Source organism: Luteibacter anthropi (assembly GCF_023699965.1).
In the GTDB taxonomy this organism is placed as follows: Bacteria; Pseudomonadota; Gammaproteobacteria; order Xanthomonadales; family Rhodanobacteraceae; genus Luteibacter; species Luteibacter anthropi.
In genome coordinates this window covers 4607714-4625833 of sequence record NZ_CP077072.1, presented here as the reverse complement: position 1 = coordinate 4625833, position 18120 = coordinate 4607714, and the positions used below count along the sequence as shown (strand labels likewise).

Annotated in this window: 17 protein-coding genes and 1 tRNA gene; 13 read left to right on the top strand and 5 right to left on the bottom strand. The window is 64.5% G+C overall.

Translation table 11 applies throughout. From position 1 onward, the window contains the following. Window positions 1-53: 53 nt before the first annotated feature. Together KR767_RS19640 and KR767_RS19635 are read left to right on the top strand one after the other, a co-directional pair. Complete coding sequence (locus KR767_RS19640) at window positions 54-2879, top strand: TonB-dependent receptor plug domain-containing protein (protein WP_250877514.1); 2826 nt, start codon at window positions 54-56, stop codon at window positions 2877-2879. A gap of 253 nt (window positions 2880-3132) precedes the next feature. Beyond that, on the top strand, window positions 3133-3711 hold the full coding sequence (locus KR767_RS19635) for a hypothetical protein (RefSeq protein WP_166948848.1): 579 nt from the start codon (window positions 3133-3135) through the stop codon (window positions 3709-3711). A gap of 62 nt (window positions 3712-3773) precedes the next feature. On the opposite strand, the gene KR767_RS19630 is transcribed toward KR767_RS19635, so the two are convergent. Beyond that, window positions 3774-3849 (bottom strand) — tRNA-Ala (locus tag KR767_RS19630). A 163-nt stretch (window positions 3850-4012) separates the two neighbouring features. Here KR767_RS19630 and KR767_RS19625 point away from each other — a divergent pair. Together KR767_RS19625 and KR767_RS19620 are read left to right on the top strand one after the other, a co-directional pair. Further along, a complete protein-coding gene (locus tag KR767_RS19625) occupies window positions 4013-4153 on the top strand; it encodes a hypothetical protein (RefSeq protein WP_250877513.1) in 141 nt (46 codons plus the stop codon). 10 nt (window positions 4154-4163) lie between these two features. Then, window positions 4164-4694: a nuclear transport factor 2 family protein gene (locus KR767_RS19620; protein WP_166948852.1), complete on the top strand. Its 531-nt coding sequence runs from the start codon at window positions 4164-4166 to the stop codon at window positions 4692-4694. Window positions 4695-4712: 18 nt separating this feature from the next. Here the strand turns inward: KR767_RS19620 and KR767_RS19615 are convergent, their stop codons facing one another. Continuing rightward, window positions 4713-5834 carry a ribonuclease D gene (locus KR767_RS19615; protein WP_250877512.1) on the bottom strand — a complete coding sequence of 374 codons (1122 nt, stop codon included), beginning with the start codon at window positions 5832-5834 and terminating at the stop codon, window positions 4713-4715. Between the two features lie 110 nt (window positions 5835-5944). On the opposite strand from KR767_RS19615, the gene KR767_RS19610 reads away from it, so the two are divergent. Further along, window positions 5945-7903: a formylglycine-generating enzyme family protein gene (locus tag KR767_RS19610; RefSeq protein WP_250877511.1), complete on the top strand. Its 1959-nt coding sequence runs from the start codon at window positions 5945-5947 to the stop codon at window positions 7901-7903. 89 nt (window positions 7904-7992) lie between these two features. Beyond that, a complete protein-coding gene (locus KR767_RS19605) occupies window positions 7993-8337 on the top strand; it encodes a hypothetical protein (protein WP_166948858.1) in 345 nt (114 codons plus the stop codon). Window positions 8338-8355: 18 nt separating this feature from the next. Here the strand turns inward: KR767_RS19605 and KR767_RS19600 are convergent, their stop codons facing one another. After that, window positions 8356-9009 (bottom strand): LysE family translocator, encoded by a 654-nt coding sequence (locus tag KR767_RS19600; protein WP_250877510.1) that lies wholly within the window; start codon window positions 9007-9009, stop codon window positions 8356-8358. 202 nt (window positions 9010-9211) lie between these two features. Between KR767_RS19600 and KR767_RS19595 the strand changes: the two genes are divergently transcribed. The 6 genes from KR767_RS19595 (at window position 9212) to KR767_RS19570 (ending at window position 16404) form a co-directional block, all read left to right on the top strand. Further along, window positions 9212-9781, top strand: coding sequence for a LexA family protein (locus KR767_RS19595; RefSeq protein ID WP_250877509.1), 570 nt, complete (start codon window positions 9212-9214; stop codon window positions 9779-9781). A gap of 6 nt (window positions 9782-9787) precedes the next feature. Further along, window positions 9788-10405, top strand: coding sequence for a translesion DNA synthesis-associated protein ImuA (gene imuA / locus KR767_RS19590; protein WP_166948862.1), 618 nt, complete (start codon window positions 9788-9790; stop codon window positions 10403-10405). Window positions 10406-10414: 9 nt separating this feature from the next. After that, on the top strand, window positions 10415-11821 hold the full coding sequence (locus KR767_RS19585; protein WP_250877508.1) for a Y-family DNA polymerase: 1407 nt from the start codon (window positions 10415-10417) through the stop codon (window positions 11819-11821). Next, window positions 11818-14901: an error-prone DNA polymerase gene (locus KR767_RS19580; RefSeq protein ID WP_250877507.1), complete on the top strand. Its 3084-nt coding sequence runs from the start codon at window positions 11818-11820 to the stop codon at window positions 14899-14901. Before KR767_RS19585 ends, KR767_RS19580 begins: the two co-directional genes overlap by 4 nt. Window positions 14902-15004: 103 nt before the next feature. Then, window positions 15005-15463 (top strand): DUF1330 domain-containing protein, encoded by a 459-nt coding sequence (locus KR767_RS19575; RefSeq protein WP_166948868.1) that lies wholly within the window; start codon window positions 15005-15007, stop codon window positions 15461-15463. After that, complete coding sequence (locus KR767_RS19570) at window positions 15451-16404, top strand: alpha/beta fold hydrolase (RefSeq protein ID WP_250877506.1); 954 nt, start codon at window positions 15451-15453, stop codon at window positions 16402-16404. The genes KR767_RS19575 and KR767_RS19570 overlap by 13 nt, the downstream gene beginning before the upstream one ends. Here the strand turns inward: KR767_RS19570 and KR767_RS19565 are convergent. Beyond that, a complete protein-coding gene (locus KR767_RS19565; protein WP_250877505.1) occupies window positions 16367-16768 on the bottom strand; it encodes a RidA family protein in 402 nt (133 codons plus the stop codon). The two genes, KR767_RS19570 and KR767_RS19565, sit on opposite strands and share 38 nt — an antisense overlap. Before the next feature lie 139 nt (window positions 16769-16907). On the opposite strand from KR767_RS19565, the gene KR767_RS19560 reads away from it, so the two are divergent. Further along, on the top strand, window positions 16908-17804 hold the full coding sequence (locus tag KR767_RS19560; protein WP_250877504.1) for a LysR family transcriptional regulator: 897 nt from the start codon (window positions 16908-16910) through the stop codon (window positions 17802-17804). 4 nt (window positions 17805-17808) lie between these two features. On the opposite strand, the gene KR767_RS19555 is transcribed toward KR767_RS19560, so the two are convergent. Next, entirely contained in the window at window positions 17809-18084 is a 276-nt protein-coding gene (locus KR767_RS19555; protein WP_250877503.1) for a hypothetical protein, read from the bottom strand. Window positions 18085-18120 lie beyond the last annotated feature (36 nt).

The window sequence follows — 18120 nt, the reverse complement described above, 5'->3', positions numbered from 1 at the left end:
GCGACGGGAGCGCTTGTCCTGAAAAACATATTCAGCGATAGGGGTTGTCACATATGAAACTGAAGACCTTGAGCCTGGTGGTGGCCTCGCTGCTGCTGGCTCCGTCGGCGCATGCCTTGCAGACAGTCGCCAGCGATGCGTCGGGCAGCGCCTCGAAGGACGAGCAGGCTGGCGACAAGACAGTGAAGATCAAGGGGAAGGCCGCGGGCGATGACGCCGCCCACGCCACGAAGATGCAGGCGGTCACGGTGACGGGCTCGCTGATTCCCCGCGCGCAGATCGAAGGGCCGTCGCCCTCGGTCACGATCACCGCAAAAGACATCGAGCAGAAGGGTTTCGGCAGCACGTTCGATGCGTTGCGCGCCTTGCCCATCGCGAACGGCTCGGTACAGGACGGCCAGTTCACCGGAGGCTATACGCCGGGTGCCAAGACCGTGAGCCTGCTGGGCCTGCCGCCCGAATACACCCTGACCCTGCTCAATGGCCGGCCCATGGCGAGCTACCCGCTGGCCTATAACGGCGGCACCAACATCACCGATATCGCGAATATCCCGGTGGGCCTCATCGACCATATCGACGTGCTGACAGGCGGGCAGTCGTCGGTGTACGGATCATCGGCCATCGCGGGCGTGGTCAATATCGTGCTGAAGGACCACATCGAAGGCACCCATGTCAATTTCCGCATGGGCGGCTATTCCGATGGCGGCGGTGAAAACCAGCGCTTGCAGATCAACAGCGGCACCCGCTGGGGAGACCTTGATATCTCCGGTGGCATACAGCTGGAAAAGCAGACTCCCGTGTGGGCCTACCAGCGCGATTACATTGATTCGTATTACGACGATCCCACGGGGAAGGGAGCGGTGCCGTCGCGTACCTTCCTGCGCCAGGAGCTCGGCGACAACAAGCATTACGTAGACCCGGGCGCGGCCACCTGCAACAACCTTTCCTATCTGTACGGCAACACCACGGCGTATAGCTATCGCAGTGGTGCGGGCCTGGGCCACTACTGCGGTACGCCGAACAACGTCAGCTACACGACGCTGAGCAACAAGGAAACCGACCTCAACGGTGCGATGTTCCTGCGTTATCACTTCACGCCGGAAACCGAGCTGTATTCCGACATTCTCTACAGCTACAGCAACCCGACCTATTCCGGTGGCAGCCCGTCCTGGAACCAGACGTTCTACAACCAGACCAGCGGCCACTACGAGACCTGGCAGAGGATCTTCGGGCCGGAGGAAGTCGGGCTCGATGCGAAAGACCAGCATGTCTTCACGCATAGCTATAACTTCACGCTGGGTGGCAAGGGACCGCTGTTCGATACCGGATTCGACTACGACATCTATTTCAACCGTTCGCAGACGAGCCTGGTACGCAAGTCCACCGACTTCCTTGCGAAGAACGGCGTAGACGATTACTACCTCGGGCCGCAGCTGGGTACGGATGCGAGCGGATATCCGATTTTTGCGCCGAACCTCGACCGTTTGTACGTGCCTGTCGACCGGGCGCAATACAATAGTTTCAGCGCACTCAATCGTGCAGCGTCGCAGTCCTGGAACCAGAGCTTCTCCATCACGCTGACCAATCCCAGCCTGTTCCAGCTGCCTGCCGGTGACGTGGGCATGGCCGTGATCGCGCAGCGCGGGCACGAGCACTTCCAGAACCGCTCCGCCAGTGAACTGGCCGATGAGGGCTACTTCCGTGGACAGACCGGTTCCACGGTTGCCAAGGGCAGCCGCGATTCGACGGCCTTCGGCACCGAATTCCAGGTACCCCTGCTGGACAAGCTGACGGCCAATGTCTCGGGTCGCTGGGACAAGTACAACTACGCCGGCCAGGGCAATGGAAAGCTCACCTACAAGCTGGGCCTCGAATACCGCCCGCTCGATACGCTGCTGCTGCGTGGCAGCTATGCCACGGCCTTCCGTGCGCCGAACATGTTCAACCTGTTCTCCGCGCATTCCAGCGGCTATACCACCAACACCGACTATTATCAGTGTCGCCTCGCGGGCTTCAATTCCAGCAGTTATAACGACTGCCCGCAGTCGGGCCTTGCGGTGCTTTCCACCTCCAGTGGCAATACGAAGCTGAAGGACATCACCGCGAAATCGTTCACCTATGGCTTCGTCTGGTCCACGCCCGACAACGCGCTGAGCTGGTCGGTGGACTACAACGCGGTGGTCATCAAGAACGAGGTACGCACCCTTGGCACCGACGAAATTCTGACCACGGAAGCGAACTGCCGGCTGGGCACGTCGGAGAACGGCCAGACCGGCTACGACATGAATTCGCCGACTTGCCAGGAAGTGCTCGGCGAAGTGAGCCGCCGCCCCTCGACCGACCCCATCGCGCCCAATGCCGTGCTGGGCGTGTCTACGTATCCCATCAACGTGGCGAGCGAGCGGCAGACGGGTATCCAGTCCCAGGTGGATTATCGTTGGAGGGCAGGGCGCTTCGGTGATTTCGTGCTTGGCGTGAGCTACTACGACGCGCTCACCCATACGGACAAAGAGAAAGAAGGCGACCCGACCCAGAACTACCTGTGCTGTGCGAACTCCAACGAGTTCAAAAGCCGGGTCAGCGGTAACCTGACCTGGAGCATCGGCTCGTGGAGCAGCACGATCTACGGCCAGCGCGACGGCCACATGTGGAACCACATCGGCACCGCGAAGAACCTGCCGCCGTGGATTCGCTGGAACGGCTCGACGACGTTCCGTTTCAATCCGATGGCATCGATCACCTTTTCGGCAAACAACATCTTCAACAAGCGTCCGCCGAAAGACATAACGAACGGCGACTGGCCGTACTTCGACGTCACCAACTACAACGCCCTCGGGCGTGAGCTGTGGGTGCAGATGAACCTGGACTTCGGAATCTGATGCCACCGGTGCCCCGGCCAGACGCCGGGGCACCGGACGATTCCGCCACCCGTGTAGGAGCGCGCCTCGCGCGCGACCGGATGTGTCGTGGCGTGCCGGTGTTTACGAACGCATTGCGTTGTACCGGTCGCGCGCAAGGCGCGCTCCTACAAGGGCGGCTGCCCATTCCGGCGGACCGGCACTACGGTAAGCATACGGTTACCTGATCTGGCATAGACTCGCGCCGAATCCGATCACCTGAAGGGAGCGCACCGTGTTCCGGAATGCCTTGCGATGGAAGGCCGCCATGCTGGCGGCAGCGCTATGTCCCCTGGCGTCCCTGGCCCAGGATGCCGCGCCCGCTCCGGAAGTCACGGGGTCCGGCGGACACTTTCTGCGTTTCAGCTCTACCCAGGTCGTCGTGCCGCAGACCCCGCAGGAGCGCCAGGCCTTCGAGCAGGCACGCGACCATAGCTACGTCTCGCAAGATACAGGCAAGGTGCTTGCCGCAGCGGCGGCCGTGCTCGCACAGGAGGGCTATGCCTCGGTCGAGGTCGATTCCGAGTTTCACCAGATAAACGCCCGCCACGACGAAACACTCGTCACCACTCGCCGGGAGATCTTGCGTGGCGTGCTCAAGGCCCGGGGCGTTCCGCTTCCGGCCAAGGCGGATCACCAGAGCACCGAGGCTTTTATCGCCGCCGAATCCGAAGGGCGCACGGTCAAGCTACGGACGCGCTTCCGGTTGACGGTGTGGGACAGCAAGGGTGATGCACGGACGTCGATTGTCAGTGATCCGGGGGCATACCGGGATTTCTATGCGGGCATCGACAAGAGGCTGGCCGGGAGCTGAGGCAGGGATATCGCCAACAGCAAAAAGCCCCGGCAATGCCAGGGCTTTTTGTCTGGAATGATTGGTGGAGCGGAGGAGGATCGAACTCCCGACCTTCGCATTGCGAACGCGACGCTCTCCCAGCTGAGCTACCGCCCCACGAGCCCGGGATCATATCAGCGATCCCGGCAGCTGCCAACAGCCTCCGGTGCGTGAAATAGGGCCTTGATCGGCGGGGCCTTGCCTTCGCTCACCCATGCTGCAACGGCCCCGGCGATGTGCTATTCCGACCACCACGCTTCCCGATCAAGAGGTAGTGCACATGAACGAGCACGTCGATCAGCGGCGCCGGACGCTCCTGCGCTCATCGGGTTTTACGGGCGCCATGGCGCTGGTGTTGTCCTGGGTATCCCTGGCCCGGGCGGGCGTCGCGTTGAAATGGCGGTTTTCGCTGGTTATGTGAAAGCCCTCGCATGCCGTCCCGACCGATCATCTGCCGCCTTTCCATCGCCCGTCCCTGGAGGTTTGCCGTGTTCCGGTATCCGCGCCTGCTTACCCTGTCCTGTTGTGTCGCCGTCGCCGCGGCGTGTCTTCTTCCCGTATCCCAGGCCCATGCCATGAACGCGCAGGAACAGGCGGCTTACCGCCCGCTGCAGCTCCTTCTCGACGGCCTGGCCAAGCGCGACCAGCAGATGATGCGCGACCAGGCGCTGCCGAGTTTCCATGCCACGCTCATGCGCGAGGGGAAGCCGCTGGAACTTGATCTGGATGCCTTCCTCGCGCGCCTGCCGAAGACCGGGACGGAGAAGCTGCTTGAGCAGATCCACAACCCGGAAATCCGCATCGACGACAACGTGGCGGTGATCTGGGCGCCTTACACCTTCTTTATCGACGACAAGGTGCACCACTGCGGCAGCAACGTGGTAACCCTGGTGCGCATCGATGGCAACTGGCGTATCTCGTCGGTGGCCGATACCGCACGCACATCCTGCCCCAAGGGTTGATACCCGTGGCTGCCCGGCTCAGCCGGGCAGCAAGGCCGACAGCTTGTCGAACAGCACGCCCCGGCGCCAGCCGTCGAGGGAGTCGGGCCAGTGGCCGCCGCCCATCACGAATTCTTCCAGCGACTTGCGCGAGCAGAGCAGGCCGGGTGGCAGGTCGAGTTCGGTGGCGATGTGGTCGACCACGGTACGCATATCGTTGATGGCACGCTTGGCATCGCCCACCGGGTGCCCCAGGACTGGCGCGGTCTCCTCGATTTCCACCGCTTCCACGGGGCGCTGGAGCAGGTGGAACAATTCTTCGCGCTGCTGTGAACGCAGCGCACGCGTACCGCGCGTGCGCTCTTCCACGACACTGAGCGAAGCGGCCGGACGGTCGACGAGGTCGAGGGCGTGGGTGTCTTCGAGCAGCCAGGAGCGGGGCTTGTCGATCGTACGTGCGGTGAGTTCGCGCCAGCGCAGCACGCGGCGGAGCAGGGCCTGTTTCTCAGGCGCCCATTCGGCGGCCGGCTTGTAGCCGCGCTGTGGCTGCGGATCACCCTCGCGCTGGCTGGCACGACGCTTCATGCGGGCGCAGTCCTCGGCATGCCATTGCGCGCGGTCACGCGCCGCCAGGCGCTCGCTGAGGATGGCGTGTACCGGATGCAGGTGCACCACATCGAGCGCGGCGTACAACTTCTGCGAATCGGTGAGCGGACGTTGCAGCCAGTCGCTGCGCGTCTCGCCCTTGTCCAGTTCGTCGCCCACCAGTTCCTTCACCAGTGCGCGATAGCTGATGCCCAGGCCCATGCCGACAAAGGCCGCGGCGATCTGCGTGTCGAACAGCGTGTGCGGCCCTTCCGGGAGGAAGGGCGAGAGGGCTTCGAGGTCTTCGCCTGCGCTGTGCATCACGGTGACCGTCGGCTGCGCCGCGAAGGTCGCCAGCAGGGTGCCGTCCAGCGGAAAGGCGAGCGGATCGATCAGCGCGTAGCGGCCTTCGTGTGCCAGCTGGAGCAAGGCGAGCTGCGGATAGAAGGTGTTGCGCCGCATGAACTCGGTATCGAGTCCGACGATGGCATGAGGGCCGACAGGTGCGAGCCAGTCGGCCAGCGCATCGGCGCGGTCGATCCAGGGAGCGTTGGGAGCGAGGTCGCTCGAAAGCATGCATGCGTCCTTAATGATACGAGGGACGTACGCTCTTCGAGGTTGCCCTGTCGTGCGTGATTCCCTATGGTGACGGCGCACGATAGCAGGCCCACGCGGAACAGCCCACCATGCCCAATACCGAGACCGTCCGCCGACAGCGCGCCATTGGTGGTGCCCTGGGCGTGGCCGTGCTCGCGTTCGCGCTGTTCTACCACTTTTTTCCGCAGCTGCTGCACGTCCAGCCCAGCCAGAACACGCCGCGTTCCACCTTGCGTGGACAGGCCACGACCATGGGCTTCGACCAGCGTCCGCAGGCGGCGGCCCCCGCCATGGCGTCCGAGCTGGATGCCGGTCCGCCGATCATGCTGGCTTCCACGTCGGTCATTGCGGCCCGCAAGCGCGGCAAGACGAACGAAGCCCCGCTGCCGGCCCAGAAAACCCCCGACTCGCCCGAACTGACGGCCCTGCTGGATCGCGCCGACAAGGCGCTGGCGGCCGATCGTCTCGTCGGTGGCAAGGACAGCGCCTCCGCGCTCTTCCTCGCCGCGCTCAAGGAGAAGGACGACAGCCAGCGCGCCCGTGCTGGTCTGGATGAGGTGCGCGGGCGGCTGGCGGCAGAGATCGAGCAGGACATCGTGCTGGGCGACGGCGATGCGGCGCGAGACTCGCTGGCTGCGCTGAAGGCACTGCCGGACAGCGCCGGCGACGTCGGCCCCCTGCAACAGAAGCTGGCCGTGCTCGACAAGGTGCGGCCACTGCTGGGCAAGGCCGCCTCGCAGCTGCAGGACGGCAAGGCCAGCCAGCCGCGTGGCGACAGCGCGCTGGACACCTATCGCCAGGTACTGGAGCTGGATCCGGACAACGCCGTCGCCACGCAGGGCATGGCCCAGGTGCAGCGCTCGGTGCTCGACAAGGCGCTGGCGGCCGTGGCGCAGGATGACTTTGCCGCCGCCGATGCCGCGCTGGCCGAGGCGGCCACCATCGAGCCCGAGTCGCAGGCCTTGCAGGACACCCGGGGTCGTGTGGAGGGCATGCGTCGGCAGAACGCCAGCGGCGTGCTTGCCCAGGCCCGTTCGGCGCTGGATTCCGGCAACCTTGAGCTGGCCCAGCAGCTGGCCGCCAAGGCTCAGCAGGTGAGCCCCGATGTCGCCGGCATCGACGACTTCAACGAACGCCTCACCAATGCCCGCGTCTATGCGAGCTACAAGCCGGGCCAGGTCTTCGTCGACCGCTTCGTGGACACCAACGGCCAGGCGCCGCCCATGGTGGTGGTGCCCACCGGCAAGTTCCTCATGGGTTCCCCGGATGGCGAGCGCGGCCACGATGCCAACGAATCGCCCCTGCACGAGGTGGATGTGGACAAGGGCTTCGCGATGGCGCGCAGCTCCGTCACCATCGGCCAGTTCCGCGACTTCGTCCGTGCGAGCGGCTATGTGCCCCAGTCGCAATCGCTTCAGGGTGGCAGTGTCTATGACGAGGCCAGCGGCGGACTTCGCGACGACAGCGCGGCCACATGGCAGGACGACTACGCGGGCAAACCGGGTCAGGAGCGCCTGCCGGTGGTGAACGTGTCGTGGAACGACGCAAAGGCGTACGCCGAGTGGCTGTCGCAGCGCACCGGCAAGAAATACCGCCTGGCCAGCGAATCCGAATTCGAATACGCACTGCGTGCAGGCACCACCACGCGTTACTGGTGGGGCGACGGCACGCCCACGTCGAAGGTGGAAAACCTCACGGGCGGCAACGACCGCTCGGCGTCGGGACGTCGCTGGAGCAACGCCTTCAGCGGATACAAGGACGGCTACTGGGGCCCTGCACCGGTCATGAGCTTCGCGGTGAATCCGTTCGGCCTCTACGACATGGGCGGCAACGTGTCCGAGTGGGTGGCCGACTGCTGGCACGATAATTACATCCGCGCTCCCCGCAACGCCGAGGCCTGGGTCAACCCGGGCTGCAACCGCCGCGTGATCCGTGGCGGCTCCTGGGGCAGTGCGCCAGACATGGTCCGATCGGCATATCGCCAGGGCGCCGCGGCCGATGTGCGCAGCGCGCGCGTGGGCTTCCGGGTGGTTCGCGAGCTGCAATGACGAAGCTTGCCGATTCCGCCCAGGATTCGGCTTGACGTCGGCGCTGTAAGCGGAACAATCGGGTGAATCCAATCATGCGGGGCAGGCGCATGGCCACGTCGATCATCGTTGGTTACCGGCCCTTCCCGGGGCGCACGGATCTGGTCGTCTCGATCCTGCTGGATATCTACGAAGCCTTGCAGAAGGCGGGCCTCATCACGGCCCGGCGCCCATGGATCATGCGGGGTGCAGAGGGCGACGTGGTCGCCGCTTTCGAGATGACCGACGAATATTCCTTCGAGGCCTCCGAGCGCGTGCGCGAGATCAGCGCCCTGCGGGTGCGCCTCATGGGCGTGGCCGAGCGGGTGCCGTTGTCCTCCCTCACGGAAACCTCCCGCCCCATCGCCGAGTTCGAAACCAGCACCGGGTTCCCGGCCCGGGCGGCATCGACCTGAGGTCTTTGGCTGTCCGGTTCAGCGGGCGAGCTGGCGAATGCCCAGCGCGACAATGATCGAGCCGCACGCGCGATCCATCCATGCCTTGTGCTGGCGATAGCGGGCAGCAACCCGCGGGGTGGCGAAAAGTACCGCCACGAGGGCGTACCAGGTGGTTGCCACCACGCACACGGTGGCCAGCATGCCCAGGAAGGTAGGCACCGATACGTGGCGAGGAGCCGCCGCCGCGAATACCGCCGCAAAAAACGCCATGGACTTGGGATTGACCAGGTTCGTGGCAATGCCTTCGCGGATCGCGCGGCGCATGCCGCCGGTCCGTGAGGCTTCTACCATCACGGCTTGCGAACCCGCCCGGACAATCAGTCGCCCGCCGAACCAGATCAGGTAGGCAGCACCACCGAGTTTCACGGCGAGCGCGATCCAGGGAAACGCGGCAAAGACGATGCCGATACCGAGGATTGCGCAGCTGGCCCAGAGCAGGTTCACCAGCACGATACCAAGCACCGTGCCGAGCGCTTCGTGGACTGTCGTTGACGCAGCCTTGTGCGCGACGGCGACGAAATTCGGGCCAGGTATCACGACGCCGACCACGTAGACGGAGAAAACGACGGCGATGGCGTGGACATCGAGCATGGCGACGAGGGCTGACTGGGTGACGAGCCACTTTATCACCGCGCCGTCTCACCCGATGAACCTGCATGCCGGAGCACGGAAGCCAGGCTCATGTAGGAGCGCGCCTTGCGCGCGACCGGATTGTCGCGATGCCGGTCGCGCGCAAGGCGCGCTCCTACAGACCACCGCCTGGCGATATCTCACGCGCTGAGATGAAGCGGTGGTATCTTGAATTCCGTCCCGCTAATCAAGATCGCTGCCCATGCCCCCCTCCGACCACGGTGGATCCCGCCCAGGCGCCGGCCGTCCGGTCGGTGAGCCCAGCCAGCGTATTCGTGTGCCCGAGAGCCAGGTGCCGGCCGTGCTGGCCTATCTCGACGCCTATCGGAAGCCGCCGGCGCTGGACGCGCCGCGCCCGTTGTCGCTGGACCCATCCACGGTGGCGCTCACGGCCTTCACCAGCCGCGTGCCGGCCGGCATTCCCAGCGCGGCGGATGCCCATGCCGACGAGGCCGTGGACCTCAACACCCATCTGGTGCTGCCCGGGCACGAACCCAGTACCTTCATCATCCGGGTGTCCGGCTGGTCGATGATCGGGGCAGGCATCTTCGATAACGACGAGGTCCTGGTTGATCGCGCACTCCGGCCGCGGCAGGGGGACATCGTGGTGGCCATCGTCAATGGCGAACTGTCGATCAAGCGTCTGGGCCGCATCGAGGGCAAGGTGGCCCTGCTGCCCGAGAACGCGCACTTCAAGCCCATCGTGTTCCGCGAGGATGAAACCCTGGAAATATGGGGTGTCGTCACCCGTTGCCTGCGCAGCCTGCGCTGAATCGCCATGGGCAGCGTCGTCGCACTGCGTTCCCTGATCGAAGGCCGGCAGGTCTGGCAGGGCACGGCCACGCCCGTAACGACCGGCGACGAACCCACGGGCTGGGCGATGCTCGACGCGATCCTGCCTGCGGGTGGCTGGCCTGCGGCGGCCATGACGGAAATCCTGCTGCCGGCCGATGGCGTGGGCGAGCTGCAATTGCTGCTGCCCACGCTGGCAAGGCATACGCAGGCCGGGCGCACCGTGGTGGTGGTCGCGCCGCCTTACACGCCCTATGTGCCGGGATGGGAAGCCGGCGGGGTGCGCATGTCGAAGGTGGACATCGTGCAGGCCGATGCGCGCGACGCGCTATGGGCTACGGAACAATGCCTGCGCTCGGGCAGCTGCGCCGCGGTGCTGGCGTGGCCGTTCCAGGCCGATGACCGTGCGTTGCGTCGCTTGCAGGTGGCGGCCGATACCGGCAAGGCGCTGGCCTTTGCCTTTCGTGATCGCCGTCATCTCGTGCAGGCATCTCCCGCCGCGCTTCGCCTCGAACTGATGCCCGGCGCGGCATCGCAGGTGCGCGTGCACAAGTGCCGTGGCGGCAACGCACCCGCATTTCCCGTACCCGTCGGCTGGACGTGAGGCATCGCCATGCTCTGGGCCTGTGTATTGCTGCCGCAGCTGGCGCTGGACGATGTCCTTCGGGGTCGGCCGCCATCGGATGAACCGCTCGTGCTGGTGGGCGGCCCGGCCAACGGACGCATCGTAGTCGCGGCCAACCTGTCCGCACGTGCGGCAGGCGTGTACCGCGGGCAGCGTCTCTCCGCGGCGCAGGCCTTGCTCAACCGATTCGAGATGGTGGAATACGACCCGGCGGCGACCCTGCGTGCCCATCGCATGCTCGCCGCCTGGGCCTACGGCTACAGCTCCGATGTCGCCTTGCTGCCTCATGCGGTGGTGTTTGAAGCAGGCAGCAGCCTGAAGCTGTTCGGGCAATGGGCGGACATGGAGCCTGCCTTGCGTCGCAGTCTCGATGACCAGGGTTTTCGTCATCGCATCACGCTGGCCCCGAACGCCCATGCGGCGCACGTGCTTGCGGGTGTGCGTGACGGGCTGGCGGTCACCTCGGTCGATGAGCTGCGGCGCACGCTTGCGCCCATGCCCTTGCAGCGTGCGCGCCTGCCCGAGGGCGCGGCCGATGCACTGGCGTCCATGGGCGTGCGCACGTTCGGGCAGCTCATGGGCCTGCCGCGAGCGGGATTGCAGCGGCGCTTCGGTGCGATGCTGCTCGACTACATGGATGCACTGGTCGGCGACGCGCCCGCGACGCTGGAAAGCTTCCGTCCACCCGACAGCCTGGACCTGCGCATGGAGTGGGCCCACGAGGTGGAGCAATCGGGAGCCCTGGTATTTCCGTTGCGCCGCCTCACCGGCGACTTGGCGGCGTATCTCGCCGGTCGCGATGGCGGTGTGCAACGTTTCGTGGTGGAACTGGAACATCGCAGCGGCCCACCGACCTGCATGCCCGTAGGCCTGCTCGCCGCCGAACGCGATGCACGCCTGCTGTTCGACTGCGCACGGGAGCGACTGGAACGCCAGGCGCTGCCGTCATCCGTGGTGGCGATGCGACTGATTGCCAGCGAACTGCCGCCCTTTGTCCCCGGAGGGCGCGACCTGTTCGACACGCGCCCGGCAAACGCCATGCCACTGGATCAGTTACGCGGACGATTGCTTGCGCGTCTTGGGGAAAAAGCGATCTACCGGCTGGGTCGCACCGTCGATCCGCGCCCGGAATATGCACAGGCGCGCGAACCCACGGCGCCTGTGCCAACGCCCGAGACATCGCCACGGCCTACCTGGCTGCTCGATCACCCGATACCGCTGCGCGATGCGCCCTCGGCCGTCATCTGCGGCCCCGAACGGCTGGAAACCGGCTGGTGGGACGGCGACATTCGTCGCGATTACTACGTCGTGCGTACCGCACAGGGTCAGCGTGCATGGGTATACCGTGCGCCGGACGAGCCGGGGCGCTGGATGCTGCACGGGTGGTTTGCATGAGTGCCTATGCCGAACTGCATTGCCTGTCGAATTTCTCGTTCCAGCGAGGGGCGTCCAGCGCAAGCGAACTATTCGAGCGTGCGAAAGAATGCGGCTATACCGCGCTGGCCATCACCGACGAATGCTCGCTGGCGGGTATCGTGCGGGCGCGCAAGGCGTCGCGGGAGACAGGGGTAAAACTCATCGTCGGCGCGGAGTTCCACCTTCTGGACGGGCCGCGCGTCGTCCTGCTGTGCGAAACCATCGAGGGTTATATCGCACTGTGTTCGCTGATCACGCAGGGGCGGCGTGCGGCGGAGAAGGGCGATTACCGGCTGTTCCGGAAAGACCTGCAAGACGGCATGCCCGGAACCCTGGCGCTATGGCTCCCCGATACGGTGCCCGATCGCGAACAGGCCCGTTGGCTTCGTTCGTTGTTCGGTGAGCGCCTGTGGATGGCCGTGGAACTGCATCGCGGTCCCGATGATGCACGTCGCCTGAGTGAGCTGGAGTCGCTGGCTTCATCCATGGGTATTCGTACGGTCGCGGCAGGCGATGTCCATATGCATGTGCGTGGCCGGCGTGCCTTGCAGGATGTGCTCACGGCGATCCGTCACCACAAGACGGTGGCGGAAGCGGGAAACCTGCTGTTTCGCAATGGCGAGCGGCATCTGCGCACGCGAGAGGCACTGGCCGGGATCTATCCCGGACACCTCATGGAAGAAAGCCTCCGGCTGGCGGCACGCTGCCAGTTCGATCTGGGCGAGCTGAAATACAGCTACCCGGCCGAACTCGTGCCGCAGGGGCATACCGCTACCAGCTGGCTTCGCCATCTCACGGAGGAAGGCATCAAGCGGCGATGGCCCGACGGTATCGAGGCGAAAGTCAGGAAGCAGATCGAAAGCGAGCTGGCTCTCGTGGAGTATCTGAAATACGAGTCTTACTTCCTTACCGTCGAGGAAATCGTTCGTTTTGCCAGGGGCAGGGACATTCTCTGCCAGGGCCGCGGTTCGGCAGCCAACTCGGCCGTCTGTTATGCCCTGGGCGTCACCGCCGTCGATCCGGCCAACTTCGACTTGCTGACCGAGCGATTCATCTCGCGCGAGCGCAAGGAACCGCCGGACATCGACATCGATTTCGAGCACGAGCGGCGTGAGGAAGTCATCCAGCACATCTACGAAAAATACGGCCGCGAACGCGCGGCCCTGGCGGCGACGGTGATCAGCTATCGCAGCAAGAGCGCCGTGCGCGACGTGGCTCGCGTGATGGGCCTGCCGCCGGATCAGGTCGACCTGCTGGCGAAGGTGTGTACCTGGTGGGATGGCGAAACCCGGCTCGACGAGCAACTGCGCGAGCGTGGTTTCGATCCGCAAAGCCCCTTGATCCGTACGGTACTCATCCTGACCGCCGAGCTGCTGGATTTTCCCCGCCACCTCTCGCAGCACGTGGGCGGTTTCGTCATCTGCGACCAGCCGCTGTCACGCCTGGTGCCCGTGGAAAATGCGGCCATGCCCGATCGCACGATCATCCAGTGGGACAAGGACGATCTCGATGAGATGGGACTGCTCAAGGTCGATTGTCTTGCGCTGGGTATGCTCACCTGCATTCGCAAGTGTCTTGATCTGCTTCGTGCGCATGGCAAACACGATCTGACGCTGGCCACCATTCCGCAAGAGGACAAAGCCACCTACGCGATGATCCAGAAAGCCGACACCATCGGCGTATTCCAGATCGAAAGCCGTGCACAGATGGCGATGCTTCCGCGCCTGAAGCCGAAGGAGTTCTACGACCTGGTGATCCAGGTGGCGATTGTGCGTCCCGGCCCGATCCAGGGCGACATGGTGCATCCGTATCTGCGTCGTCGGCGAGGCGAGGAGGAAATCGATTACCCGGCGGACGCCGAAGCACTGAAGTCGGTATTCGCAAAAACCCTTGGCGTGCCCCTGTTCCAGGAACAGGTCATGAAGCTGGCGATCCAGGCAGCCGGTTATTCGCCCGATGAAGCCGACAACCTCCGCCGCTGCATGGCTGCATGGAAACGCCACGGCGGTCTCGAACCCCATCGCATCCGCATCACCGAGGGCCTGTTGCGAATCGGCTGCACGGAAGCATTCGCCGCACGCCTGTTCGAACAGATCAAGGGCTTCGGTTCGTACGGCTTTCCCGAAAGCCACGCCGCCAGCTTCGCCGGCCTCGTCTATGCCAGTTCATGGCTCAAATGCCATGAACCGTCCGCTTTCGCCTGCGCCTTGCTCAACGCCCAACCCATGGGCTTCTACGCCCCCAGCCAGATCGTGCAGGACGCACAGCGCCATGGCGTCGTGGTGAGGGCGGTGGACGTGCGCCACAGTGACTGGGACAACACGCTGGAAATCGACCCGGCATCGAAGGGCGGGCTGGCACTGCGACTGGGCCTGCGGCAGGTGCGCGGTTGTCGCGAAGATGCGGCGCGACGACTTTCGACGGCACGCGCGCAGCATCCCTTCATGGACATGGCCGACCTCTGCGGACGTGCGGGACTCGACCGGCATCACCAGGAGGCACTTGCCGAAGCGGGTGCCTTGCGCAGCCTTGCGGGGCATCGGCATCGCGCCCGCTGGGCCATGGCCGGCATCGAGCCGCAGCTGCCGCTGTTCGGGCATGCCAGCCCGGAAGAACCGCCGGTCGCCTTGCCTCCACCGTCGCAGGCCGAGGACACGCTGGCTGACTACGCGCGCGTGGGCCTGACGCTCGGCCCGCATCCCGTCCGCCAGCTCCGTGCGCGCCTGAGCGCGGCGGGCTGCACCGATTCCCGCCATTTGCTGGCCCGGCCGCATGGCGCGCGGGCGCGCATGGCCGGCCTGGTCACCCAGCGGCAACGGCCGCAGACGGCCAGCGGGGTCACCTTCATCACCCTCGAAGACGAGTACGGGCCGGTGAACGTGGTGGTCTGGCGCCAGGTGGCCGAACGCCAGCGACGGATCTACCTGGAAGCGCGCCTGCTGGCCGTGGAAGGGCAGTGGCAGCAGGTGGATGGGGTGTGCCACCTCGTGGCGCACCGGCTGATCGACATGTCGTCGATGTTGTCGTCGCTGGACGTGCGTTCGCGGGATTTCCACTAGGGATAAATTTGCCCGGGTGATATTGACGATAGTATTTTACCCGGGCATTATTTGTGTCCGTCGCCGCACGACGCGGCACGCCGTCCCAAGGAGCAAGACGCGAATGAATTCCCCTTACCTCGAACCGACCCAGGAAGCGGGTCGTGCCTTCGTGATGCGCGGCCTGCAAGGCAGCGTCGTCATGCTGAACCTGCTGCGTTTCCGTCAGGTCGCCGACTATTCGGCGCATCCGCACCTGGCACCCCGGGAAGCGATCACGGGCGCTGAAGCTTTTGATCGCTACATCCGGCACACCTTGCCGTTCCTTCACGAGAGTGGTGGCGATCTGCTGTTCCTCGGCAAGGGAGGCAACTTCCTTATCGGCCCTTCGGAAGAGCGCTGGGATCTCGTGATGCTGGTGCAGCAGAGCAGCGTGGAATCGTTTCTCGCCTTCGCCGGCAACCCGGCCTATCTCGCCGGCATGGGACATCGCATGGCCGCCGTCGAAGACTCGCGCCTGCTGCCCATGACCACGATGGAACACAACGTCCTGACGGAAGGAGAGGGCGCATGGCTGGCATGACGACCAATGGCATGACCCTGGACTACGACAGCTTCGGTTCCGAAGACAATGAAGCCATCCTGCTGATTTCCGGGCTTGGCGCGCAGAGGATCCGCTGGAGCGATGCGTTCTGTGCGCGCCTTGTCGGGAAGGGTTTTCGTGTGATCCGCTTCGACAATCGCGATGCAGGTTTATCCACGCATCTGTCCCGGCATCCGGTTCCCGATTTCGCAGCACTCGCTGCCGCAGCGGCAGCGGGGAAACGTCCGGACGTGCCATACACACTGCACGATATGGCAGCCGATGCCATCGGGCTGCTCGATGGCCTGTCGATCAGGAAAGCGCATGTCGTGGGCCGTTCCATGGGCGGCATGATTGCCCAGCTCATGGCGGGAACACGGCCCGATCGCGTCCGCTCGCTCACCTCGATCATGTCGAGCACGGGCAATCCTTCGTTGCCGCAGACCGCACCCGATGTCATGGCTTTGATGATGCGTCCCGCACCCCATCCATCGGAAGACGAAGCAAGTTATCTCGCGCACAGCAGCGCCTTCGCCAGGCGCATCGCAAGCACGAACCGACCGTTCGACGAAGAGGCCCATCGAAACATCGTGCGCGAAGAACTTCGTCGTGCGTATGATCCAGCGGGTTTTGCACGCCAGATCGCGGCGATTGCCGCGACCGGCGATCTTCGCCCCGGGAATGCCGCTATCCGCGCGCCGACCCTTGTCATCCACGGCAGCGCCGATCCGCTGATTCCGCCGGCGTGCGGCGCCGATACGGCGGCGTCCATCCCCGGCGCGGAGTTCATGCTGATCGACGGCATGGGGCACGACCTGCCTGTGGCGCTGCACGATGACATCGTCGCCGCCATCGTGCGCACGGCGCATCGTGGACGCGTGGATGACAGCACGAACGATGTCCTCAGTGGTCGCCACCCGGCACCCGTGCAATCACCTTGATCTCGAAACGGAAGCCATACAGCCAGGTCACGCCCACCGCCGTGAGTGTGGGGTGGGGGGCTTCACCCCAGTAGGCCGGAAGGGTGTCCCAGATCGCCTGGAAGGTGTCCTGGGGATCGACCATGAAGATGGTCACGTCCACCACGTCGTCGAACGAGCCGCCGGCAGCTTCAAGAATGGCATTGAGGTTGTCGAAGGCGAGCCGTACCTGGGCCTTCAGCTCCGGCTCGGGCGAACCGTCCTCCAGGCTGCCTACCTGGCCGGAGACGAACAGGAACCCGTTGGAGCGGATGGCCGGTGAGTAACGATTGCGTTCATAGAGGGCCTGGCGGCCGGGGGGAAAGACGACGTCGCGATGCTGCATGGGTATTCCTTCATGGGTCCGCATCCGGACCGGTTGTGGCGATGAAGGCAATCTAGGTGCCAGCCCGGAAGGGATAAACAGGCAACTCTGTCCATCACCGTTTGTAGAATGCGGACAATCGAAAACACCCGGAGGCCCGATGGATCGTTTCGACGCAATGCAGGCCTTCGTCCGCGTGGTGGACACCGGCAGTTTCACCCGTGCGGCCGAAAGCCTGCACATGAGCAAGACCACGGTGACCCAGCTCGTGCAACAGCTGGAAGCGCGTTTGCGCGTAAAACTGCTCAATCGCACCACGCGCAAGGTGAATGTCACCGCCGACGGCGCCTTGTACTACGAGCGCGCCATGCGCCTGCTGGCCGATCTGGACGACGCAGAAACGAGCCTTTCCAGCGCTTCGACGTCGCCACGCGGCCGGCTTCGGGTGGATGTGCCAAGCCCATGGGCCCGCATGGTCCTGATTCCCTCGCTGCCGGCCTTCCATGCGCGCTATCCAGACATCCAGCTGGACCTGGGCGTCAGCGACCGGATGGTCGACCTGATCGATGAGAGTGTCGACTGCGTGGTACGTGGTGGTGAGCTTGTCGATCAGTCACTGATGGCAAGGCGACTTGGGGACCTGCAACTGGGCGTCTTCGCAGCGCCAGCGTATCTCGTGCGCGCTGGCGTGCCCGCGCATCCGACGGACCTGGAAGACACCCATCATCGTATCGTTGGGTTTCGATGGGCTCGCAGCGGCAAACCCTTTCCCTATGCCATGCATCGCGGGGAGGAGCACGTAAAGGTACATGGCCGGTACGTGCTTTCAGTGGACGATGGCAACGCTTACCTTGAAGCCGGGCTGGCCGGCATGGGGGTGCTCTGGCTACCCGGGTATATGGCGCAAGCAGCCGTGACGCGAGGCGACCTGATGCCGTTGTTCGAGGACTGGCGACTCGATGCCATGCCCATGTACGTCGCCTTTCCCCCCAATCGTCATGTCAGCGCGAAACTCCGGGTCTTCATCGACTGGGTTTCGCAACTGCTGCCACGTTAATTGATCAGCGTGCGTCGTGGACGGGCGCATGCAGCTCTGCAACCGGGTCGTTCTCGTCGGTCGGGGGCGCTGCACAACGAACATTTCCCAGGTCGTTGCGCAGGGTCTTGATCCCTTCGAGAAAGGCCCGCCCCAGCTTGAGGGGAGGCCTTGCCGGATCGATTGTCGCCAAGGTATCGCCCATGCCCGGCTTCCTCATCGTCGTGCCTGGAAAATAAGCACGAACCATAGGAGAGGCAAGTATCCACAGGATGCGGACGAAACGTGAAATGAATTTCATATAGGTGAAAATTTTTCGTTTCGACGTCCGATGGTG

Excerpts from the sequence above, each read along its gene's own strand:
- KR767_RS19615 (WP_250877512.1), bottom strand. The coding sequence starts at position 5,834 with ATGCTTTCGAGCGACCTCGCTCCCAACGCTCCCTGGATCGACCGCGCC.
- KR767_RS19560 (WP_250877504.1), top strand. The coding sequence starts at position 16,908 with ATGGATCGTTTCGACGCAATGCAGGCCTTCGTCCGCGTGGTGGACACC.
- KR767_RS19580 (WP_250877507.1), top strand. The coding sequence starts at position 11,818 with ATGAGTGCCTATGCCGAACTGCATTGCCTGTCGAATTTCTCGTTCCAG.
- KR767_RS19605 (WP_166948858.1), top strand. The coding sequence starts at position 7,993 with ATGGCCACGTCGATCATCGTTGGTTACCGGCCCTTCCCGGGGCGCACG.
- KR767_RS19595 (WP_250877509.1), top strand. The coding sequence starts at position 9,212 with ATGCCCCCCTCCGACCACGGTGGATCCCGCCCAGGCGCCGGCCGTCCG.
- KR767_RS19640 (WP_250877514.1), top strand. The coding sequence starts at position 54 with ATGAAACTGAAGACCTTGAGCCTGGTGGTGGCCTCGCTGCTGCTGGCT.
- KR767_RS19620 (WP_166948852.1), top strand. The coding sequence starts at position 4,164 with ATGCCGTCCCGACCGATCATCTGCCGCCTTTCCATCGCCCGTCCCTGG.
- KR767_RS19585 (WP_250877508.1), top strand. The coding sequence starts at position 10,415 with ATGCTCTGGGCCTGTGTATTGCTGCCGCAGCTGGCGCTGGACGATGTC.
- KR767_RS19575 (WP_166948868.1), top strand. The coding sequence starts at position 15,005 with ATGAATTCCCCTTACCTCGAACCGACCCAGGAAGCGGGTCGTGCCTTC.
- KR767_RS19610 (WP_250877511.1), top strand. The coding sequence starts at position 5,945 with ATGCCCAATACCGAGACCGTCCGCCGACAGCGCGCCATTGGTGGTGCC.
- KR767_RS19570 (WP_250877506.1), top strand. The coding sequence starts at position 15,451 with ATGGCTGGCATGACGACCAATGGCATGACCCTGGACTACGACAGCTTC.
- imuA (WP_166948862.1), top strand. The coding sequence starts at position 9,788 with ATGGGCAGCGTCGTCGCACTGCGTTCCCTGATCGAAGGCCGGCAGGTC.
- KR767_RS19555 (WP_250877503.1), bottom strand. The coding sequence starts at position 18,084 with ATGAAATTCATTTCACGTTTCGTCCGCATCCTGTGGATACTTGCCTCT.
- KR767_RS19565 (WP_250877505.1), bottom strand. The coding sequence starts at position 16,768 with ATGCAGCATCGCGACGTCGTCTTTCCCCCCGGCCGCCAGGCCCTCTAT.
- KR767_RS19625 (WP_250877513.1), top strand. The coding sequence starts at position 4,013 with ATGAACGAGCACGTCGATCAGCGGCGCCGGACGCTCCTGCGCTCATCG.